Annotated in this window: 13 protein-coding genes and 1 other annotated feature; of the genes, 8 read left to right on the top strand and 5 right to left on the bottom strand. The window is 44.8% G+C overall.

Translation table 11 applies throughout. From position 1 onward, the window contains the following. Position 1 precedes the first annotated feature (1 nt). The gene (locus GT360_RS09360) at positions 2-1,678 is read right to left on the bottom strand and encodes a response regulator (protein WP_164648608.1); all 1,677 of its coding nucleotides are present in this window, start codon (positions 1,676-1,678) and stop codon (positions 2-4) included. A 140-nt stretch (positions 1,679-1,818) separates the two neighbouring features. Between GT360_RS09360 and GT360_RS09355 the strand changes: the two genes are divergently transcribed. From GT360_RS09355 to hisA, 8 genes are all read left to right on the top strand, one after another. Beyond that, positions 1,819-5,166 carry an ATP-binding protein gene (locus GT360_RS09355; RefSeq protein WP_164648607.1) on the top strand — a complete coding sequence of 1,116 codons (3,348 nt, stop codon included), beginning with the start codon at positions 1,819-1,821 and terminating at the stop codon, positions 5,164-5,166. A 12-nt stretch (positions 5,167-5,178) separates the two neighbouring features. After that, the gene (locus GT360_RS09350) at positions 5,179-6,561 is read left to right on the top strand and encodes a PAS domain-containing protein (RefSeq protein ID WP_164648606.1); all 1,383 of its coding nucleotides are present in this window, start codon (positions 5,179-5,181) and stop codon (positions 6,559-6,561) included. 119 nt (positions 6,562-6,680) lie between these two features. Beyond that, positions 6,681-6,819, top strand: a sequence feature (His leader region). Positions 6,820-6,867: 48 nt separating this feature from the next. After that, positions 6,868-7,764, top strand: coding sequence for an ATP phosphoribosyltransferase (hisG, locus tag GT360_RS09345; RefSeq protein ID WP_164648605.1), 897 nt, complete (start codon positions 6,868-6,870; stop codon positions 7,762-7,764). A 4-nt stretch (positions 7,765-7,768) separates the two neighbouring features. Continuing rightward, entirely contained in the window at positions 7,769-9,064 is a 1,296-nt protein-coding gene (gene hisD / locus GT360_RS09340) for a histidinol dehydrogenase (protein WP_164648604.1), read from the top strand. Further along, positions 9,064-10,104 (top strand): histidinol-phosphate transaminase, encoded by a 1,041-nt coding sequence (hisC, locus tag GT360_RS09335; protein ID WP_164648603.1) that lies wholly within the window; start codon positions 9,064-9,066, stop codon positions 10,102-10,104. Before hisD ends, hisC begins: the two co-directional genes overlap by 1 nt. 93 nt (positions 10,105-10,197) lie before the next feature. Further along, positions 10,198-11,271, top strand: a complete 1,074-nt coding sequence (gene hisB / locus GT360_RS09330) for a bifunctional histidinol-phosphatase/imidazoleglycerol-phosphate dehydratase HisB (RefSeq protein ID WP_164648602.1) — start codon at positions 10,198-10,200, stop codon at positions 11,269-11,271. Positions 11,272-11,283: 12 nt separating this feature from the next. Next, the gene (hisH, locus tag GT360_RS09325; RefSeq protein WP_164648601.1) at positions 11,284-11,898 is read left to right on the top strand and encodes an imidazole glycerol phosphate synthase subunit HisH; all 615 of its coding nucleotides are present in this window, start codon (positions 11,284-11,286) and stop codon (positions 11,896-11,898) included. Positions 11,899-11,917: 19 nt separating this feature from the next. Beyond that, the gene (gene hisA, locus GT360_RS09320; RefSeq protein WP_164648600.1) at positions 11,918-12,652 is read left to right on the top strand and encodes a 1-(5-phosphoribosyl)-5-[(5-phosphoribosylamino)methylideneamino]imidazole-4-carboxamide isomerase; all 735 of its coding nucleotides are present in this window, start codon (positions 11,918-11,920) and stop codon (positions 12,650-12,652) included. 93 nt (positions 12,653-12,745) lie between these two features. Here the strand turns inward: hisA and GT360_RS09315 are convergent, their stop codons facing one another. From GT360_RS09315 to GT360_RS09300, 4 genes are all read right to left on the bottom strand, one after another. Further along, complete coding sequence (locus GT360_RS09315; RefSeq protein ID WP_164648599.1) at positions 12,746-13,183, bottom strand: GNAT family N-acetyltransferase; 438 nt, start codon at positions 13,181-13,183, stop codon at positions 12,746-12,748. A gap of 132 nt (positions 13,184-13,315) precedes the next feature. Further along, the gene (locus GT360_RS09310) at positions 13,316-14,008 is read right to left on the bottom strand and encodes a DNA-3-methyladenine glycosylase I (protein WP_164648598.1); all 693 of its coding nucleotides are present in this window, start codon (positions 14,006-14,008) and stop codon (positions 13,316-13,318) included. Positions 14,009-14,149: 141 nt separating this feature from the next. Beyond that, complete coding sequence (locus GT360_RS09305; RefSeq protein WP_164648597.1) at positions 14,150-15,238, bottom strand: hypothetical protein; 1,089 nt, start codon at positions 15,236-15,238, stop codon at positions 14,150-14,152. Between the two features lie 26 nt (positions 15,239-15,264). Next, positions 15,265-17,232, bottom strand: coding sequence for a TonB-dependent receptor plug domain-containing protein (locus GT360_RS09300; protein ID WP_164648596.1), 1,968 nt, complete (start codon positions 17,230-17,232; stop codon positions 15,265-15,267). Positions 17,233-17,323 lie beyond the last annotated feature (91 nt).

Here is a 17,323-nt window from a genome sequence, read left to right as displayed (position 1 = left end):
GTTATAAGGCCCTTGCGAAATCGGGAACCAGAAGGTTTTTCTCTAGCTGCTTACAGACAGATTTAAACTCAGCGGTCTGGATATAGGGAGTGGCGTTGACGCGACGAATACAGCGATATACCAAGCTTATACAATCAGTACGCGACATCTTAGGAGGCATGGTTCGTGTCAGTGCAAACAGCAGCAAACGAGGTGTCATAGTATCGACCTTATTAAGTTCGAGTGATTGTATTAGCAGCTCAATAGCACGCTCGTTTTTACCTGCTTTTAGCAAGGTATCTGCATCTTTTCGCAGCGATTCAGCCTGTGTATAACTGAGTTGGGTTTTATTACGCCATTGGGCAAGGTAGGACTGGATCAGCTTCGCCTCGACAGGATCGTACTCTTTTATCAGCGTCCGTATTTGCTCTTGCATACGATTAACCTGTCTGTCGTTTTGCGTTAGCGAAGCAATTTTCAGAAGTTCGATACAGTTGAAAAGACCTAAGGTGTCTAAAGAGGTATCTTTCATTTTGCTTTGCGCTAAGTTAAATGCGTTAACAAACAGTTTGCGGTTCCCATACAGTAATTGATAGCGAGCAATGAGCAGTGATTCAGTAATATTGTAGTCACTGTGCTTACCGCGTTTTTTCATTGCATCTACATAAAAGCGTAGTTGTGTCTGTTCTTTATTTCTAATCTCAATTTGAGAAAATTGACACTGATCCAGGAGCATTTGAGCGCCAAGGTTATAGGTGTCTACATGATCAAAACGCGTGAGTTTGCAATGGTTTGTTATGTACTCGAAGGTGTCTTGAGCATCTGAAAACTCACACAGTGCCATTTCGATTAAGCCTAATATCCAATAGCGTTCTAAGCGCATTGCAGAGAGCTTAATAGAACGTTTCTGGCTCATTAATGCCATCTCTAAACAACTTTGCATGATCTGCACGGTTGTTTGTCTATCGAGCACTAACGGTGCAGAGACAGAGTTTTTGGGCATGTGATCGAGAATAAACTGTGCTTGCTTGTATTGACGTTGCTTCAGGGCGATGTCGAACTGCATAAAGTAGCTAATGGGTAAATGCGTGACCTGCTGAAGGCTGACGAGGGTATTACGCGCATCGTGCAAAAGGTTGAGCTCAATCTGAGCGCGAGCTTTAAGGGCTTGAGCCGCAATTAAAGTGCTCTCGTCTTCTTGAATCATCTCTTCTGTCATCTCAAGCACTTGCTCAAAACGGCCTTGATCTAACGCGATAAAGGCTTCGCTTAGTGTCGCCTTGGTTTTCACTATCGTTGGCAGCTTTTGTTTGAGAATGTCATGACTGATTGGTTTCAGAAGGTACCCATCGGGTGACAGCTCCATAAAACTGCGCACGACATTGACAGCCCCCTCAGCGCTGACCACGATGTTAGTACAGTCACTGGCGATCGCTTTTTCGCTAACCAGTTCCTCCATTAGGTGATAGCCACTTAAGCCTGCACCTAAGTTGTAATCGTAGAAGATGATCGCATAGTTATGCTCGGCACAAAGAACCTTCGCTTCTCTACCGTTTTGTGCTTGATGAACGTTCCGTGCTTCAAATCCGAGTTTTTGTAAAATCCCTTTCGCCGCAGAACGGTAGACAGAACTATCATCAATAATGAGAACAGGACGTTCATGATTAAACAAATAAGGTTGAAGAAACTCTTTGACCATTGGATGCACTACTACATATCTTGCGTGTTAGGGCGTGATTTTAGACTGGTCGCCTCTTAAACAACTGTTATCTATGTAACAGAGGTGCTCAGACACTTTTCCTATAATTTTGTAACAATCAGAAATAACGAGATATTTAGATGGTTCAAGTTGTTAGACAAAAAAGGCTGAAGATACAAACGATCCTATTGCTGTCGCTGTGTGGAGTGTTTGTACACGCCAATGAAATACAACTTGATGAATCAACCCAAAGGGTGATTCTAGGTTTGCCAACCGATATTTTGAACTTCGACATGCAGGGTCAGGCGTTGCTTAATGACTTAGACCTCGACAATCGAGCCGTCACTGTTCAGGCACAATATATTGAACTGATTTGGCAAGAGTGGGGGAGACGCAATCGTTTTGAGTTGGACATTTTTTGGCTGCCCCATGACCAATTGCTTGAGATGTTGCACGAAGGTGAGATCGACATACTTGGCGTTGGCGACCAAGTTAAAGGTGTAGAGCGCTTATATCGCTCAGTACCCTACGTGGAATATAGAGCAAAGATTTACGAGCGTGTTGCGTTAAAATCTAAAAGCAATGAAGCCGCTGCGTTTCATCTAAGTATTCAAAGCACACCAATGAACACGAATGACTCGTACTCGATACTCCTGCGTTCGACAGACGCTGATTATATCGCATCGTATGCTGACAACCTTAGTTATATTTATTCGATTCGCTGGTGGAAGTTAGATGAAGCACTCAAGTCAGTAGGTAAATTTCATCATTTTAAATCTAAGTTAGACAGCAGTGCCCCTCTCTATGCGCGAGCATTAGTAAAGCCGGAAAATATCGATCTGATTATCAGCTTTAACCGCTTTGCCCGCAGCGAAGAGGTAGCGATCTTACGAAAGGTCCGGCTTGAAGAGTACGCAGCAAAACTGCCTTCACTCAGGCTTTTAATTGGTGATTATTCGCGTCGAGTGACTCAAGAGCAGGAACGGTATTTAGCCAGAAATTCGGTTGTGCCTTATGCCTATATTGTTTCAGGTGAATCGCCGTTTTTTGAAGGAGAAGATCTGTTCTTGGATGGTTACTACCAAGATATCATTGATGTCATTGGACGTAATATTGGGTTTACTCCTAAGCCAATCACTTTTGCATCAAGAGCGGATGCCATTGCCGCTCTGAATCGAGGTGAGGTGAAGCTTATTCCAGGAATTTACTTCCAAAGGCTAGAGCTTGTTGGTGATCTGGTGGCCACACAATCGATCGATCAAGTGGAACTTTCGTTGGTCTCGAGAGGTGTTTATCGAGGTCTTGATGAGTTAAACGGGAAGGTTATCGCCGCAGTGTCCCGTTCGAATATCAACAACCTTGTGTTGGAGAGGTTGCCGTCGAGTCCGGTGTTGTATTTCGATACGACGACAGATGCTCTGCGCGCTGTAGCCGATGGAAGAGCCGAAGGGTTTATCGGCAATCAGCTCAGTGTTACTTATATTCTGGCAAGAAATCGCTTCCATAATCTGAACAATATTTCTGTCGAAAGTGAGTTTCCGACAGGGCAAATCAGCCTCGAGGTCGATCCCAATGAGGTGGAGTTGATAGAGCTGTTAAACTCTGCGATACAAGAGCTGGATCAGTCTGTGATCGAAAGCGTGACTGCAAAGTGGCGATTGAGTGTGAAGCAAGTCGATATCTTTGACCGCGAGGAGTTCAAACACTACTTATGGTTGTTGATCCTTATCTTTGCGGGCATGACCAGCTTTATGCTCTACCATCGAGTGCAAGTGCGCAAAATGACGTCTGTACAGAGCCAGTTAAAACATGCACTCAAAGAAACAGAAAAAGCCCACCAACAAGCTCAGCAGTTAGCAAAAGCGAAAACGGAGTTTTTAGCCAAAATGAGCCATGAAATACGTACTCCAATGAATGGCGTGCTGGGTATGGCTGAAGCGCTCACCTTTGGCAAGTTATCGGGCGAGCAGAAAGATCAGCTTGAGGTGCTCTCAGGCTCAGCTTACAACCTCATGTCTCTACTCAATGATGTGTTGGATTTTTCAAAAATGGAAGCAGGAAAGATGACGCTGTCTCCTGTTCCTACCGAATTATATCGTCTGCTCAATCAGGCTGCCGCTAATTTTGAGTTTAGTGCTAGAGAGAAAGGGGTGAATCTCAATATCAAAGTTCCATCGAATATGGAATCGCGTATTTACAATATTGATCCAGTACGTTGGCTACAGGTCATTAATAACTTGCTCTCCAATGCGACTAAGTTTACTCAAGAAGGGTTTGTTGAAGTCAGTGTTGAAACAATCGAGTCGACGCTAAATGAGGACGGCACTTTTGAAGATAGGCTGAGATTACAAGTTAGAGATAGTGGTATTGGTTTATCTAAAGCTCAATTAGAAAAACTGTTTACGCCATTTGTTCAAGCTGACGATCATATTAGCCGACGCTTTGGCGGAAGTGGATTAGGTTTAAGTATTTGCCAAGAAATCGTGGAGGCAATGGGGGGGAGAATAGAGGTGTCGTCAATCGAAAATGTTGGCACCGTATTTAGTGTAATCATCGGTGTCCAGCGCTTGAAAGAGGAGTTACCCACCCACAGTAGTGAACAACTGATTTACAGAAATTTAGCCGATTTGGGTCTTACGATACTGCTGGTTGAGGATAACCTAGTGAATCAACGAGTGTTGATTGGTCAACTGGCCAAGTTAGGGCTCGAATGCACCATTGCGAACAACGGTGCAGAAGGGTTAGAGCGCTACCGACAACAGCATTTTGACATTGTCCTCTCAGACTGCCACATGCCAGTAATGGATGGTATTGAGTTAGCGAAGCAATTGAATCATCTACCGGAGAGATCAAGTTCGTATGTCGTAGTAATTACTGCCGACGTATTCAGTGATCTTGAATTTGACCTTGATGACGTTGGCTTTGATAGCTTTATATCTAAGCCTTGCACAATTAATGACTTATCTGAAGTCGTGCTCAAAGCGAGTGAGCACTTACATGGAGAAAGGTGTTTCCCCCCACTGACGCCAAGTAGTGATGATAATAATGACGTCGTTAACAACAATGAAAATTGGTTAGATGAACTAGCGATAGCCCCCCAAGAACGAGAGTTTAGTGAAGCAGCACCACGTTCGATTGAACTATCAGAGCGCTTTAGTGTTTCCACAATCTTGGAGTTAAATGGCAATGACATGGACATTACCCTCGATGTGCTCAACGACTATTTAAGCTCTTACCAAGAAGATATGGAAGCGTTAAAGGAAGCCATTGAGACGAATAATCCGGTCTCTATCAAGGATGCTGCACATAAGCTGAAAGGTATATTTATGTATCTAGGTTGTGGCCCAGCACATCAATTAGCCAAAAAAATTGAAAAACAAGCAGACCGATTAAACGGTCAATTATTAGAAGAAACTTATCACACTCTTGAACAGGAAGTTGAAAACGTAAAAGTGGAAGTGAGTGATTTTATAACAAGTAAAAAGTAAAGGTTAACCTCCGTGGAAAAAGAAGAAAAATCCTATTCGCTGGTTAGAAATATAAAGTTAGTTTACGTTCTTGCCTTCTCTGTTGTATCAATATTTTACGTACTTTCGGTAATAACAATAAGTTATCACGAGAGAAAGGCGGGTGTAGAGCATCAAGTAGAAGATCTAACGTCATTTGTGTTGGGATATTACACCAACTCAGGCTCTATTTATCATCAGGACTTCAAAGTGGGTCTATCAACGTCCTTTGTGCAGGATATTCTAGAGAGGGAAGATTACGAGCAGCTTGAAAAGATGATCCGTGAGCGCCGACTGGCTAGAAGCTCAGACTTTATCGTCTTGCTAGATGAAGGGCGCCCGGAATTTACGGTCAATCGTTATAACTACAATATGTATCGTCAATTACTTAGACAACTCTCTGATGCTGAGGTTTTAAGTAAGATGTTAAATAAAACGGAAGTGTTGATCGTATTTAATGGTCGTGTAATTAGTGCTGCTAATATGCCTTTAGAGGGTGCGAAAGAGCGCTATATGTTGGCTTTTTCGGAAGTCACCAGCAATGTGTTGAATCGATACACCTCATTCATGAGTCAGCGCTTTTATATCGAAAACATTACGGCAAATTCTGAAAAGTTCAATATTATTGATCTAACAAAGCAGGTGGAAGTAAAGCAAAAGAGTCTTAAATTCGAGTCAGATCAATACATTTCCAGATCTGGGGTCTACCAAGGAGAACAGCGTTATTTTGATTTGATTATGTATGAAGATTACTCTTTAGCTAGTGTGAATAGGGCAACTTGGGTAGCAATTGTTTCCTTACCATTGGGCGCAATATTAATCACTGGCATCTGGCTTCTCTTTAGTCGAAGAAACCTTGAGCCAGTAAAAAACATGGTTCATAGCCTGCGACGAAGCTCATCAATTGATATAGACAGTGGTCCTGATGAGTTGCTTGTATTCAGTCGCAACTACAAAAGATTGGCTAAAGAGCTAGAGTCTAAAAATCACTTCAATGAATTATTAATCGGTAGTATCACCGATATGATCTTTACCGTTGATGAAAAAGGGCAGGTCAACTTTGCCAATGATGCTGCGCTTGATTGGCTTGGTTTAGATATGATGTCTATCGAAGGTCGACAGGCGAGTCTTTTGTTCTCGAACATGGATAGAGATTCATCAGATGTTGCAACTTGGATACATCGTGTCAGTGAGCGCAATGAAACCGTGAAAGCTCAAGGTGACCTCGTCCCAATAACCGGTAGAGAATGGGTTTATCAAAGTGAGATAACTTGTCAGCCGCTAGATAGAAACTCGCGGCGATCTTCGGCTATTGTGATTATCAAAGTGCTTGAACGCATGGAGATAGATAGCTATTTGAGTGTACAAAAAGTGTAATTAAAAAAGTTGCAAAAAATCACATTAAAAGTGTTGAAAATTCATGTCAGCTTAGTTAGTGTGTTGAACATAGTGTTAAGGAAAGAAACTTTAGTTATGCGTACATTTGGAATGAACATTCATCATCACCATCACCCAATATAGTCTTTCGGGCGATGTACGCGTACCCGGGAGACAGGTTACTCCCGGTGGTTTGAATCTCATACTAACAAGATTACCAACCCTCGGGAGACCAACATCTCTCGAGGGTTTTTTGCTTTTATCAGGTTTGAAAATTTATCCAAATTAGGAACAGGGAATTTAGTCATGTCTACACAACGTTTAAGAATTGCGATTCAAAAGAAAGGGCGCCTAAGCAAAGAGTGTCAAGATCTTCTCAAAAAGTGTGGTGTTAAGTTCAACATCATGGGCGAGCGCCTTGTTGTCCACTCACTGAACATGCCAATTGATTTGTTGTTGGTTCGTGACGATGATATTCCAGGCCTGATTATGGATGGTGTTGTAGACCTTGGCTTTATTGGTGAGAACGAACTGGAAGAAGTACGTTTAGATCGCAAAGCACTCGGTGAGCCATGTGAGTTTGTTCCACTGCGCCGCTTAGATTTTGGTGGTTGTCGTCTGTCTATAGCGATCAATAAAGACCAAGAATACAACGGCCCACAAGACTTGGCGGGCAAACGTATTGCAACCACTTACCCTCAATTGCTTAAAGCTTATATGGATGAGCAGGGCATCCCATTCTCAACGTGTATGCTCACAGGTTCTGTAGAAGTCGCGCCACGTGCAGGCCTTGCTGATGCCATTGCTGATCTGGTATCAACGGGCGCAACACTTGAAGCGAATGGCCTAAAAGAAGCTGAGATCATCTTCCAATCTAAAGCCACCTTGATTCAACGTAAAGGTGAGTTCGATGCAGAGCGCCTAGCACTGATTGAGAAGCTGCTTACTCGTATGCAAGGTGTTCAGCAAGCGAAAGAATCAAAGTACATCATGCTACACGCACCTGTTGCTCAGCTTGAGCAGGTGAAAGCCTTACTACCTGGTGCAGAAGACCCAACTGTTCTTCCGCTTGCTTCTGATAAAGAGAAAGTGGCTGTACACCTAGTGAGCACAGAGAACCTGTTCTGGGAAACGATGGAGCAGCTTAAAGAGCTGGGTGCGAGCTCAATCCTTGTGCTACCAATTGAGAAGATGATGGGGTAAGGCGATGAGAAGCGTTGTTTGGCAATCGCTGAGTGAGTCTCAGCAAGATTCAATTTTAGAGCGCCCGGCGATTACTGAAGGTGCAAATATCACAGCCGCTGTTTCAGAGGTTATTGCAAAGGTTCGCAACGAAGGTGACGCTGCTTTAGTCGAGCTGACAGAAAAGTTTGATGGTGTGAAACCTGAGTCAATTCGTGTATCAGAGCAAGAGATCGATGAGGCTTCAGCGCGTCTTACTACGGAGATGAAGCAAGCACTAGAACAGGCTTATGCGAATATTGCTAAGTTCCACGAAGCGCAGAAACCTCAGTCGCTGCGTGTAGAAACACAGCAAGGTGTGGTCTGTGAACAAGTCACTCGCCCGATCAACAAAGTCGGTTTGTACATTCCTGGTGGTAGTGCACCACTGCCTTCTACCGTATTGATGCTCGGTGTTCCCGCGCAAATCGCTGGCTGTCGTAAAGTGGTTTTGTGCTCGCCACCACCTATTGCTGACGAAATCCTGTATGTCGCTAAGCTGTGTAATATTGATGAAGTCTACAACGTAGGTGGCGGTCAAGCGGTGGCCGCAATGGCATACGGCACTGAAACCGTCTCTAAAGTGGATAAGATCTTCGGTCCGGGTAATGCTTATGTGACGGAAGCGAAGCGTCAAGTGAGTAATGATTTCCGTGGTGCAGCGATTGATATGCCTGCAGGCCCATCAGAGGTATTAGTGCTGGCTGATGAAACTGCCGATGCAGATTTCATTGCTGCTGATCTATTGTCTCAAGCAGAGCACGGCCCTGATTCACAAGTCGTGCTAGTTACGCCGTCACCGATCGTTGCCGATCAAGTGACCGATGCCGTTCAGCGTCAACTTGCCGAGCTATCTCGCGCTGAAATTGCACAGCAAGCACTTTCATCAAGTCTGATCATCATCGCTGAGTCAATGACTCAAGCGGTATCAATCTCGAACTACTATGGTCCAGAGCACTTGATTGTTCAGACGAAGAACCCTCGTGAACTTTTGCCTCTACTCGATAATGCAGGTTCAATTTTCTTAGGTGACTGGTCACCAGAATCAGCGGGTGATTACGCCTCGGGTACTAACCACGTCTTGCCAACCTACGGTTATACTCGCACATACTCAAGCTTAGGACTGGCGGATTTCAGCAAGCGTATGACAGTGCAAGAGTTGTCTAAAGAGGGCTTGCTCAACCTAGCGCCAACGGTTGTGACAATGGCAGAAGCGGAAGGTCTAGATGCTCACAAACGAGCCGTCACTATCCGCGTTGAGAAGCTACAAGGAGCGTCGTAATGGAGAAGTTAGCAAGGAAGCAAGTTCAAGCACTGACGCCATACCTGTCAGCACGTCGTATTGGTGGTTCGGGCGATGTCTGGCTCAATGCCAATGAATCTCCATTTGATAACGAATACAAGACCGATTTTGCACGTTTGAATCGTTACAGTGAATGCCAACCGAAAGCTTTGATAGAAGCATATGCGGCGTATGCGGGCGTCAAGCCAGAGCAAACACTGACGTCACGCGGAGCGGATGAAGGGATTGAACTGTTAATTCGTGCGTTTTGTGAGCCGGGAGAGGATGCGATCCTCTATTGCCCGCCAACCTATGGAATGTATGCGATCAGCGCAGAAACCATCGGTGTTGAGCGCAAAACTGTGCCACTGACAGCAGATTGGCAGTTAGACCTTGACGGTATTGAGCAAAACCTTGGTGGCGTGAAACTTGTTTTTGTATGTAGCCCCAACAACCCGACCGGAAACCTTGTTAAGCGCGAAGATATCGTTTCTTTATTAGAGATGACGAAAGACCGCGCCATTGTGGTGATGGATGAGGCATATATTGATTTCTGCCCTGAGGCTTCGACGGTCGATCTACTAGAACAGTATCCTAACCTTGCAATCTTACGCACACTCTCAAAGGCATTTGCGCTAGCGGGATTACGCTGTGGCTTTACATTGGCTAATGAAGCGCTGATCAATGTTCTATTGAAAGTCATTGCGCCATATCCGGTGCCTGTACCGGTTGCGGATATTGCGATTCAAGCACTTTCAGAGGCGGGATTAGCAAGAGCTAAATTTCAGGTTCTCGACCTTAATGCGAATCGCGCCTATCTTCAGGCGGGATTATCTGTTATTGATGGTCTGACAATTTATGAAGGGTGGGGGAATTACCTGTTGGTAAAATTCCCACAAGGCGACGACCTGTTTAAAGCTACATGGGATAACGGCATCATCTTGCGTAATTCACCTATCGAAGATTGCGTACGAATCAGTGTTGGTAGCCGTGATGAGTGTGAAAAGACCCTGAGCTTTATCCGTAATTACTACTCGTGATAGGTCACGAGTTTGCCCACAACTCATAGAGTTGAAGAATATTCGCCCAATGATGTCATCGTTGGGCACACAAAATGAAATAAGGAAGTTCGCGTGAGCAAGCAACAAAAAATTCTTTTTATCGACCGTGATGGCACCTTAATTGTTGAGCCTCCAGTTGATTTCCAAGTTGACCGTTTAGACAAGTTAAAGCTAGAGCCTTTTGTTATTCCAAGTTTGCTGGCCTTGCAAGATGCTGGTTATCGCTTGGTGATGGTGACAAACCAGGACGGCTTAGGCACAGATAGCTATCCACAGGCTGACTTTGATGCACCACACAACATGATGATGGAGATTTTTGAATCTCAAGGCGTGAAGTTTGATGATGTATTGATCTGTCCACACTTCGATGAAGATAACTGCTCTTGTCGTAAGCCAAAGCTAGGTTTAGTAAAAGAGTACCTTCAAGGTGGCAAAGTTGATTTCCAGAACTCTGTAGTGATTGGTGACCGTGAAACCGATCTACAGTTGGCTGAAAATATGGCGATCCGTGGTATTCAATACAACCCAGAAACGATGGGTTGGCCAAAAATCCTCAAAGATCTGACGGTGAAAGCGCGCGTTGCTGAAGTCGTTCGCATCACCAAAGAAACAGATATTAAGGTATACGTGAACCTGGATGAGCAAGGCGGCAATGAGATCTCGACAGGCTTGGGCTTTTTCGATCATATGCTTGATCAAATTGCGACACACGGCGGTTTCCAAATGAAATGCCAAGTTGAGGGTGATTTGCACATTGATGATCACCACACAATCGAAGATACCGCATTGGCATTAGGTCAAGCGCTTAAAGATGCACTTGGTGACAAACGTGGTATTGGCCGTTTTGGTTTTAGCTTGCCGATGGATGAGTGTTTGGCTCAGTGTGGTTTAGATCTGTCTGGCCGCCCATACCTGAAGTTTGAAGCGGAATTTAGTCGCGAGCAGGTCGGTGACCTTTCTACGGAAATGGTAGTCCACTTCTTCCGCTCACTGACAGACACACTTGCTTGTACGCTGCACCTATCCTCTAATGGTGATAATGATCACCACATTATTGAAAGTCTATTTAAAGCCTTTGGCCGCACACTACGCCAAGCGGTGAAAGTAGAAGGGAATGAGCTGCCAAGTAGTAAAGGCGTACTGTAAGGAAATACGGTTATGACAGAACAAAAAGTCGTCATTATTGATACCGGCTGTGCCAATGTATCATCAGTAAAGTTCGCGATTGAGCGCTTGGGCTATGAGGTCTCTATCTCGAAAGACCCTGAGGTGGTTCTCGCGGCGGACAAGCTGTTTTTACCGGGTGTCGGCACTGCCAGTGAGGCAATGAAAAACCTTGAAGAGCGTGACCTTATTGATCTGGTCAAGCGAGTAGAAAAACCGCTGCTTGGTATTTGCCTAGGCATGCAGTTGTTGGGCAAGTTATCCCAAGAGAAAGGGCAAAAGGCGGATGAGCTGGTGGAGTGCTTGGGTTTATGTGATGGTGAAGTGCGTTTGCTAGAAACGGGTGATCTTCCGTTGCCTCACATGGGTTGGAATACGGTCACTGCGAAACCAGAGCACCCACTGTTCAAAGGCATTGAAGAGGGTGAGTACTTCTACTTTGTACACAGCTTTGCGATGCCTGTGGGAGATTACACCATTGCCAGTTGTGACTACGGTAAGCCATTTACTGCCGCTGTTCAAAGTGGTAACTACTATGGCGTGCAATTCCATCCCGAGCGTTCATCGAAAGCAGGTTCAATCCTGATCAAGAACTTCCTAGAGCTTTAATTATAAGGACATAAACTCAGTGATTATTCCAGCATTGGACCTTATTGAAGGTCAAGTGGTTCGCCTTTACCAAGGTGATTACGGTCAGGTAACCGAATACAAAGTAGACCCGTCAGAGCAGTTCAATTTATACCACCAAGCAGGGGCAAACTGGTTACACCTTGTTGATCTGACCGGTGCGAAAGACACCACAGCACGTCAACTTGGCTTGATTGCCAAGCTACTCGATAGCACGCCAGCTAATATTCAAATCGGTGGCGGTGTACGTACTGAACAAGATGTAGTTGACCTTCTTGAAGCTGGCGCCCAGCGTGTGGTTGTCGGCTCGACAGCCGTTAAGCAGCCGGAGTTAGTTAAAGGTTGGATGGAGAAGTATGGGCCAGAGAAAATTGTTCTAGCTCTAGATATTAATATCGACCAAGATGGCGTGCGCAAGGTGGCTATCTCTGGTTGGCAAGAAGATTCAGGTGTGACGATTGAAGCCCTGATCGACGATTACTTAACCGTTGGATTGAAACACGTGTTATGCACTGATATCTCACGTGATGGTACATTGGCAGGCTCTAATGTTGAGCTGTATGTAGACTTATGCAAACAGTACCCACAAGTACAGTTCCAATCATCAGGTGGCATTGGCTCACTCGACGATATTGCAGCGTTGAAAGGCACTGGTGTTGCTGGTGTGATTGTTGGGCGCGCTCTGCTTGATGGCAAGTTTACTGCTGAAGAGGCATTTGCTTGCTGGGCAGAGTAAATCACTATTCTAGTTTTTAGAAACGAATATTTCTGTGGGATTTGATGATGCTATCAAATTCCACTTTTTTATTTCCAATCATTCGGTTTCCAATCACTCGGTAACAAGCAGCTTTTGCTCCATCGCGATGAGCTGATGCTCCCCAACGATCTCAACTTCTTCGATAAATTCAAACCCTAGCTTCTCGTAATAGGCTCTTAGGTATTCATGTGCATGAATCTCAATCGAAGAGACGCCGATATTTTTAGCGTGCTGTTGAAGAGCAGTAACGACTTTCGATGCAATGCCCTTACCTCGATAAGCCTTATCGACAGCAACTCTTGCCATGGTTGCAGAACAATCCTCATGTACAGTCAGTCTGGCTGTCGCAATGGGGGAGTCATTGTCAGTAACGAGGGCATGAAAGGATTGGTTATCCAAGCCATCAAGGTCAAGTTCAGTTGGGATACTTTGCTCCAGAGTAAAAACTTGGTAGCGGATCTCTTGTCCTTGTTTAATCACTTCATTTTTTTGGCTAACAGTTACTTTCACAGCAGTGCATTCCTTTGTGTGGCGAACAGATGGTTCGGTTGCAGATATTATGTACAGTCGGCACTGATTTTCAATGAAAATGAGTAAGGAGGTATTACACCATTCATTCTCTTTTTCAACCGCACTATGGCACTATGCCTGCACTGTATTTTCGCCAACACCATAGGCAATCAACCGCGAAAGTTCGGTTAAACTGCGACCAGACTCGCTTTGCCAGTGATTAAATGCGCGCTGAATCGCGTCCAGGCTACGTTTACTGTAAAGGCCACCCTCGATGATACTGTGCGCTCTCAAGTAGCTTTCTACATCGCTACTTAATATGAATGTGTCTTTACCTAGTTGGCGCAAAGCATAGGGGCCAGTGTTACCTCCCAAACGTTGTCCATGCTTCTTTAAATACAGCCACAAGCCAACGATGTCGCTCTCGGGCCAATTGGCAATAAATTTGGCAAAGCTGCCATGTTCTAACTGAATGTTGCGAATCATCTGAGCGTTGGCTGGGATAGTTTTCACCTTAGTGAAGTTACGTACGATGCGCACATCTTGGCTTTTTCTCTCAAGCATATCGGCTGGCATCATCAGCAGCTTTTCAATATTGAATTCCCAAAATACTTCCTCAAATGCTGGCCACTTATTGCGTATGACTCGCCATACAAAGCCGGACTGGAAAATTGACATGCTGAACTGGGCAAGAAATCGGTCGTCAGGGATGAGTGCCAGTTGTTTGTTGGATAGAGGCTCAGAGAGTAATGACTCCAGCGCTTCAACACCACCTTTACGTTGGCAAGCGCGCGAGTAGATATCATCAAAAGATTCGTATTTCATGTATAAAGTCGATTAAACGGTGATGATCATAGCCTAACCGAAATCGACAGTAATTGTATGGTTATCTAGATGTAGGTTGAAAAGCGAGTCGCCGGAAACTAAAAAGGAGGCCAACTTGGCCTCCTTCATTGCATTCATAGCTTAGTTTAGAACTTCGTAACGATATACCAGGTTACCAGAGGCTAAACCGCCTTCAGGGCCTGTGTTGCTGATAACTTGTACTTTGTAGTATTGGTAGACACCGCCAGCAATCTCTTGTTGCAGCAGGTAGGTCGTAAATGTCGGCCACATATCATGACCACCATCGACGCCATAATGCAACGCACCATAGTTACCAGGTCCATCCATAATACCGGTAGTAGCATCTGCCCCCCAATGATAAGGGCTCACAACTTCTTCGTCTGTCGGGTCGAAGGCCGCACCAGAAACAATATCAGCTTCTACATCCGCCACAGCACCGATGGCGTCACCCGAAGCTCCGCCGTTAATCTGAATAAGGTAGTTGCGGCCATCCACGATAAAGCTAATATCCCATTCATCCGTTTCAGTCGCATTAGGGTTATCAGTATCAAGGTCGATATACACTCTTTGGTCTGCAAAGTTGAAATCAATGTCACGAGCCGTTTCCCATCCATTATTCCACTGCTCAACATTGATCGTCGTATCTTTGTCATTGTTTAATGAAGTGACGCTAAATCTGGACATCGTTGAACCATCAGAATGTTTTATTAAGAAGGCATTACCTTCTTTTGCACTCACTTGATGAGTCAGGAAGTCGTAATGCACCCAGTCATCAAATTCGATTCTTGTTTCTAAGGAATCCGATTCGAAACTGTCACAGCTGTCCATCGTCACGCTTTCGAATGACTCGAGCGTGTTACTGCCAGTGAGTTTCATGAATTCATCTGCAACAGCATTACCTTCATCGTCAAATAGAGCCTCGAACTCTGCGGCTACACAGCCTGCAACATTGCCGCTACCTGACCCCCCTCCATTCAAGGCAAACCCTACATATTTTTGGTAAGACACATGCCAGTTATCATCTTGAACAGAGGTGCCTGAATCTAAATCGACTTTGGTTTGTGCACCAGAAGAGGAGTCGATATGAATCTCCTTTGCATTCGATGGAGTTTCGCCACCTCCTTCGTTACTAGAACCACCAGAGCTGTTGCATCCCGCTAACGCGATACCTGATAAAGCAATAGGTAGCCAAAGTTTATAGTTAGACATAGTTAATCCTCTCCTTTTTGATATTTTTAGTATTCGTAAGTCATACCGAGGTAGACGAATCGTCCAGTTGAAGGGCGGTAGTCATTACCACTGCTTAATGAGTCTTGAATCGTGTCTGTTAGGTTGTCGACACCACCAAACACTTTGAATTGGTCAGTAATCCAGCTGTTTACCATAAAGTCGAAGACGGAGTGGCTTGGAGACTCCATGAGGTTGTCACTGTCTGCATAGGATTCTGTCTCGTAGCGGCCAAACAATGAAAACTCAGTGTTGATAAGGGACCAATGGTAGTTAATATTGAATTTGAATTGATGGTCAGGCAGTTTGACGAGTTTATTGCCTGTTGTTTTGTCTTCCGCGTTTAGGTAGCTATAGCCAGCATAGCCACTCCACCCATTGGTGCGAGCAACGTTCATCATCAGGTCGACACCTTGTGAGAAGCTCTTGTCCATATTTTCATATTGGTAAATAGCTAAGCCAGCCTCTTCTCCAACGTAGTCGGAGGTAATGAGGTTCTTTGTATCGTTACGATATACGTTGATATCACCTGAGAGATACTGATTGAAAACAGCATCAACACCAACTTGGAAACTGGTGGATGTTTCTGGTTCTAAGTCAGGGTTACCCAAAACCATGTAGCCGACTTCACTGTGGTCAAACACAAAGTAACGCTCTTTTAGGTCAGGCACGCGATAACCTGTTCCGGCACCAGCTCGAACACGAACCTTGTACTCATCGAGCGCAGTAGGGCGATACATTAAGTTCACTTTGGGAGCAAAATGCCCACCGAAGTCTGAGTCATATTGAGCTCTGAAACCCGGCAGTAACTCGAGTTCATCGGTGAGGTAGAAATCGTCTTGGAGATAGAACTCAACGTTATCCTGAGTTGGATTTATTGGGTCGAGATCAGATACACCATCTTTTGTTTGCTCTAGAGAGCCAGAGTATCCAACCAAGCCTGCAGTGATTAGGTGATTGTCACCAATGTGGAAGTCTACTTGTGCTTCAGCTTTGTTAAAGTCGACTTGGCTTTCTCGGTGCTTGCTGGTGGCATTATTACTAAGGTTTCTCACTTGCGTCTCGTCCGAGTAGCGCTCAGAGATAGCGTAAGCAGTGAGATAAAAGTTGTCGTTGATTGGTCCGTTGTAGTTAATGTTTAAGTTGGTACGGGTGGCTTGTTCTTCATTACCTTTTAAAACATCGCCAACACCCGGCTCAAATTCTGAGTATGAGGTGTCTACGTCGCTGGAGTAGTAAGAAGGAGTCACACGCAAGTGTCCTCCATTGTCGAACTTATACCCAGCAGTGAGTGATAGGTTGGTTTTTGTGCCTCGTTCATTGCTGAAAGTAGGGGAGTCAGCATCAATTTTACTGCCGCCTAAATCGCGATGATCGGCGGCGAACTGCACATAAAAATCGTCGGTGGCGCCATGAGTGATCAGGCTAAAGTGGCCGTCGTTCGAGAATCGGTCTGAGGCGTCACGGTCTCCATATGAGCCACCGTCAGCCGTCACTTTAAAGCCAAAAGGAGTATCAGGTGTCGTCGTGATGACATTGATAACACCACCCATTGCCTCACTGCCATACAAAGCAGACACAGCACCACGCACAATTTCGATTTGCTTGATGTTAACGACACCGACTTGATCCAAATCGACGCGAGAACCCGTCGATGGTGAAATGGGCATTCCATCAATGAGTATTAACACTCTCTCACCGTCATAGCCCTGCATGGAGACTTCTGTTCCCGTCTTACCATGGATAGATCGAAGCGTTAGTCCAGGGATATTACTAAGAGCTTCAGTAAGATCTTTGGCATGCATTCTATCAATCTGCTCTGAAGTAATGACTTCAGTTCTTACAGGAGTGTCTAGAAGACTACGTTCAGTTCGAGTTCCTGTAATGACCATTATGTCGTCAGGAGACTGGTTAGCATAAGAGGCTTGGCTTATCAGAGCGATGGCTATAAAAGAGCAAATTTTACTTGGGCGCACAACAACTACCTATTTAACGTCCGTACTTAAATAATAATGCGCATGATATTGATAACAATTATCAATTGCAAACAAAATAATCATGCGAACT

Source organism: Vibrio astriarenae (assembly GCF_010587385.1).
Lineage (GTDB): Bacteria > Pseudomonadota > Gammaproteobacteria > Enterobacterales > Vibrionaceae > Vibrio > Vibrio astriarenae.
This window is presented reverse-complemented; position numbering and strand designations above follow the sequence as displayed.